Below are 5,151 nucleotides of genomic sequence, written 5' to 3'. Positions count from 1 at the left end.
TGCTGACGTCGAGACTTGTGATCAAGAGACAGGCGCCTTTCCCCCGGGACGGCGCAACGCCAAAGCCCTGAAGCACGGATCAGCGTCCGGTTCCAGTCTCCTGGGCATCCTCCGCGGCGCGGGCGTTCTCGGCGGCGCGCATGGCGGCCTCGGCCTCGGGGTTGAGGGGCTGGCCAGCGCGGCGGGGCGGGATCAGCGGGCCGGGGACGGGGCGGTTGCCGTACATGAGTTCCCGCCCGGCCAGCAGGCCATCGCAGAGTTGGATGTCGAGGCGCTGGCGGTCACGGCGGCGGACGTCGTCGGTGATCCCGGCGGCCTCCTCCTCCGGTACGTCCAGCCCCTCCAGCGCGGCGCGGCCCATGGCGAGCGCGGCGTCGAAGGTCTCTCGGACCTCGAAGGCCACGTCGCGCTTGATGAGATCCAGCGTATGGCCGCGGTCATAGGCGCGGACATAGAGCCTGGCCTGGGGGAATTCCTCCTGCGCCAGGGTGACGATGCGGTCGGTGGTGGCGCGGTCGGCGGTGCAGACCAGGATGGCGCGGGCGCGGCCGGCGCCGGAGGTGCGCAGCACGTCGAGGCGGGTGCCGTCGCCGTAGTAGACCTGGAAGCCGAAGCGGGCGGCGGCGCGGATCATCTCCACATCGGTCTCGATGGTGGAGACGGTGAAGCCGCGCGCCAGCAGGGCCTGGCTGGCGACCTGGCCGAAGCGGCCGAAGCCGATGATCAGCGCGTCGCCGTGCAGGGATTCGGCGCGCTCGATGCCCTCCATCGAGGGGGCGTCGCGTTCCGGCCACCGCTCCGCCAGCAGCACGGCGAGCGGGGTGAGCGCCATGGAGAGGATGACGGTGGCGGTGAGCATGGCGCCGGTGCGGGCATCGACCAGCCCGGCGCCGCCGGCGGCGGCGTAGAGGACGAAGGCGAACTCGCCGCCCTGGGCGAGCACGGCGGCGCGGCGCACGGCCTCCCGCGTCCCGGCGCCGAAGAGGCGGGCGACCAGGAAGACCATGGCGGACTTGGCCAGCATCAGCAGCACCACGCCGGCCAGGATCAGCAGCCCGTCGCTGCGCAGCACGCCGAGGTCGAGGCTCATGCCGACGCCCATGAAGAAGAGGCCGAGCAGGATGCCGCGGAAAGGCTCGATGTCGGTTTCGAGCTGGTGGCGGAAGGTGGATTCCGAGAGCAGCACGCCGGCCAGGAAGGCACCCATGGCCATGGACAGGCCACCGAGCTCCATGGCCAGCGCAGCGCCGAGGACGACGAGCAGGGCGGCGGCGGTCATCACCTCCCGCGCCCCGGCGCGGGCGAGCAGGGCGAACATCGGGTTCAGCAGCCAGCGGCCGGCCGCGACCAGGGCGGCGAGCGAGAGCAGGGCGAGGCCGACGGAAACCCAGCGCGAGCCTTCCGCCTCATGGCCCGGCGCGAGGATCGCGACCAGGGCGAGGAGCGGCACGATGGCCAGGTCTTCCAGCAGCAGGATGGAAACGATGCGCTGGCCGGCGGGTGTGGAGACCTCGCCCCGTTCCTCCAGCACCTGCATGGCGATGGCGGTGGAGGAGAGGACGAAGCCCATGGCGGCCACGAAGGCCACGGCCGGGGCGAAGCCGGCGAGCCACAGGATGGCGGTCAGCACGACGCCGCAGGCACAGACCTGGGCGACGCCGAGGCCGAAGATCTCCCGCCGCAGGCTCCAGAGACGGGAGGGCTGCATCTCCAGCCCGATGATGAAGAGGAACATGACCACGCCGAGCTCGGCGATGTGCAGCACGGCCCCCGGCTCCGCCACCAGGCGCAGGCCGAAGGGGCCGATGGCGAGGCCGGCGGCGAGGTAGCCGAGCACGGAGCCCAGGCCCAGGCGGCGGAAGACGGGCACTGTCACCACCGCCGCCCCGAGCAGGATGACGACCGGGGCGAGATCCGTGACGTAGCCTTCTTCCGCCGTCATCCGCCCGATCCTCCTCCGTACGTACCCCGGCGCAGCTTAGGCGGCGGAGGCACGGGGCGGCCAGCCACAGGCCAGTGGCAGTCCAGGTTGCCCGCCTGCCAAGCGGACGCACCCCGCTCAGGCTGCCCATTTTTCGCGCGGGCAGCGATGCGGAGGAGGACAGGCGATGCGGGCGCCTGCCCTCCCGCGTAACCTATGGCCCTGACAGCGTCCACAGACACCAGCGAAAGCCCGAAGGCCGGGAGAGGAGGCGCTTTCCCAGGGGATGCCGCAAGACGAACGGCACGGGAAAAGCCGCGATCCGCGACGGCGGCGGCTATTCCGCGGCCCGCGACAGCGGCGTCGCCACATCCTCCAGCGAGCGGCGCTCGGCGGCGAAGCCCAGCTTCCATTCGGTGGCGGCGGCGATCAGCATCAGCGCGGCGCCCAGCATGTAGCCCCACATGATGTTGTCGCGCGCCCCGCCTTCGATCAGCGCGCCGAACAGCGCAGGGCCGGCGACGCCGCCGATGCCGGTGCCGAAGGCATAGAAGAGGGCGATGCCCATGGCGCGCATCTCCAGCGGGAAGCTCTCGCCCACGGTAAGATAGGCGGCCGAGGCGGCGGCGGAGGCGAAGAAGAAGATCACCGTCCAGGCCGCCGTCTGCTCCCAGGCGGAAAGCCAGCCCTGGGCGAAGGCATAGCCGGTGGCGGCCATCAGGATGCCGGACAGGGCATAGGTGGCGGTGATCATCGGCCGGCGGCCGATGCTGTCGAAGAAATGGCCGAGCAGCAGCGGCCCCATCAGGTTGCCGATCGCGAAGGGCAGCATGAACCAGCCGATATGGTTGGGCTCGATGCCATAGAAGCGGGTGAGCACCAGGGCGTAGGTGAAGAAGATCGCGTTGTAGCAGAAGGCCTGGCAAGCCATCAGCACGATGCCCAGGACCGAACGCTCCGGATAGGTGCGGAACATGGTCGCCGCGACTTCCCGCAGGCTGGTATGGGTGCGGGGCGTGAGGCGGATGGTGCGGTGTTCCGCCGCCGGCAGCGGGCCGCGGTTGTCGCGCACCCAGTCCTCGATGTCGCCGACGATGCGCTCGGCCTCGTGCTGCCGGCCATGGGTCATCAGCCAGCGGGGGCTTTCGGGGATCCAGCGGCGCAGGAAGAGCGCGATGAGCGACAGGGCGCCGCCGATGCCGAAGGCGAGGCGCCAGCCGATCTCCGGGTCGATCACGCGCGGGTCGAGCAGCACCACCGCGCCCAGGGCACCGAAGGCGGCGCCGGCCCAGAAGGTGCCGTTGACCGCCAGGTCGGTGACGCCGCGGCGGCGGGCGGGGATGAGCTCCTGGATGGTGGAGTTCACCGCCGCGTACTCGCCGCCGATGCCCGCGCCGGTGAGGAAGCGGAAGAAGGCGAAGCTCCAGAAGTTCCAGGAGAAGCCCGTGGCGATGGTCGCCACCATGTAGACCAGCAGGGTGACGGTGAAGAGCTTCTTGCGGCCCAGGCTGTCGGTGAGGCGGCCGAAGAAGAGGGCGCCCAGGACGGCGCCGATGAGGTAGGCGGAGGCGCTGAGGCCGATCTGGGTCTCGGTCAGGCGCAGGACGGGGCTGTTGTGGATGGCGCCGCCGAGCGAGCCGACAAGGGTGACCTCCAGCCCGTCCAGGATCCAGGTGATGCCGAGCGCCACGACCACCAGCCAGTGGAAGCGCGACCAGGGCAGGCGGTCCAGTCGCGCGGGGATGTCCGTCTCGAAGCTGGCCTTCCCACTGGCCGCCGCGGTGGTGCTGGCGCGTCCCTCCATCGGTCCGGTCCTCCCTCCTTGCCTTTGCGGTCCCTGCCCTCCCTGGCACGTGCCGCCCGGATAGGAAACACCGAAATGGCCGAAGGTTCCCGAGGAGGAGCGGTTCGCCGGGGCAGGATGGGACAGCCTGCCCCGGACAGGCCGGACGGGGCAGGCGGGCGCGGATGGCTGGGTCCCGGCCCGGGCCATGCCTGGCGGCGCGCGATTTGCCTAGCCTGCCGGGATGGCGGGCCACCGCCTCCCCTTCCGCTGGATGTCCGTGTGATCCTTTCCGTCTTCTGGCTGCCGGCGACGCTCGGGGCCGCTTTCTTCCAGTCCTGGCGCACGGCGATGCAGCAGAGGCTGCGCGGCACGATGTCGGTGAATGCCGCCGGGCTGGTGCGCTTCCTCTATGGCGCGCCCACGGCGCTGGCGCTGCTGCTGCTGCACTGGCTGCTGCTGGGCGGCGGGATGCCGCGGCCGGGCTGGGGCTTCCTCGGCTGGGCGCTGGTGGGCGGGCTGGTGCAGATCCTCGGCACCAACCTGCTGATCATGAGCTTCGGCTACCGCAACTTCGTGGTCGGCACCGCCTACAGCAAGACGGATGCGATGCAGGGGGCGATCCTGGGCACGCTGGTGCTGGGTGAGGTGCTGCGGCCTCTGGCCTGGCTCGGTGTGCTGGTCAGCGTGGCGGGGGTGCTGGTGCTCTCGCTGGCGGGCAAGGCCAGCGGGCCGCGCGACCTGCTGCGCGCCACGGTGCAGCCGGCGGCGCTCTGCGGCCTGGGGGCGGGACTGGCCTTCGCCGCCACCGGCATGTTCACCAAGCTGGCCATGGCGATGCTGCCTCCGGGCACGGACGCCGTGCGCGGGGCGCTGGTGGCGCTGACGGTGATGACCACGCTGCAATCGCTGATGCAGGGCGGCTGGATGCTGTGGCGCGAGCCGGAACATCTGCGCGCGGTCTTCCGCGGCTGGCGCAAGGCGGCGCCGGTGGGGGCACTCTCGGCACTGGGCTCGGCCTGCTGGTTCACCGGCTTCGCCCTGGCGCCGCTGGGGCTGGTGCGGGCAGTGGGACAGGTCGAGATCCTGATGACCATGGCGCTGGGGCGCTTCTACCTGCGGGAAAGCTTCACCCGCTCGGAGGTGATCGGGGCGGTGACGGTGGTGGCGGGGGTGCTGCTGGTGCTGGCGGGGGCCTGAGGAAGACAGCCCGCCGGCGGCAACCCTTCGCCCTTGGCGAACCGGCCTTCCGAGCCCGGCTCCCGATACGGCCCGCCCGGGATGACGCGGGCGGCTGCCGGTCCGCGCTTCACGGCTTTGGCGTTGCGCCGTCCCGGGGGACAAGGCTCCGCCTTTTCCCCCCGTCCCCCTTATCCGCCAGGAACCTGAGGTTCCTGGACCTCCCGTTCGTTGCCTCTTCGCTGCCGGCCGGATCGCGCCGGAGAGC

Annotated in this window: 3 protein-coding genes; 1 reads left to right on the top strand and 2 read right to left on the bottom strand. The window is 71.4% G+C overall.

The window, feature by feature from the left end; translation table 11 throughout:
- Positions 1-79: 79 nt before the first annotated feature.
- Complete coding sequence (locus ROTAS13_RS18885; RefSeq protein WP_075823101.1) at positions 80-1,942, bottom strand: monovalent cation:proton antiporter-2 (CPA2) family protein; 1,863 nt, start codon at positions 1,940-1,942, stop codon at positions 80-82.
- Positions 1,943-2,258: 316 nt separating this feature from the next.
- Positions 2,259-3,725: an MFS transporter gene (locus tag ROTAS13_RS18880; RefSeq protein ID WP_075823100.1), complete on the bottom strand. Its 1,467-nt coding sequence runs from the start codon at positions 3,723-3,725 to the stop codon at positions 2,259-2,261.
- Positions 3,726-3,986: 261 nt separating this feature from the next.
- Here ROTAS13_RS18880 and ROTAS13_RS18875 point away from each other — a divergent pair, with 261 nt between their 5' ends.
- Positions 3,987-4,904 (top strand): DMT family transporter, encoded by a 918-nt coding sequence (locus ROTAS13_RS18875; protein ID WP_075823099.1) that lies wholly within the window; start codon positions 3,987-3,989, stop codon positions 4,902-4,904.
- Positions 4,905-5,151: the final 247 nt, after the last annotated feature.

Origin of the sequence: Roseomonas sp. TAS13, from assembly GCF_001950415.1 — a bacterium.
GTDB lineage: Bacteria > Pseudomonadota > Alphaproteobacteria > Acetobacterales > Acetobacteraceae > Roseomonas > Roseomonas mucosa.
This window is presented reverse-complemented; position numbering and strand designations above follow the sequence as displayed.

Coding starts and splice junctions, on each gene's coding strand:
- ROTAS13_RS18885 (WP_075823101.1), bottom strand. CDS start 1,942: ATGACGGCGGAAGAAGGCTACGTCACGGATCTCGCCCCGGTCGTCATC.
- ROTAS13_RS18880 (WP_075823100.1), bottom strand. CDS start 3,725: ATGGAGGGACGCGCCAGCACCACCGCGGCGGCCAGTGGGAAGGCCAGC.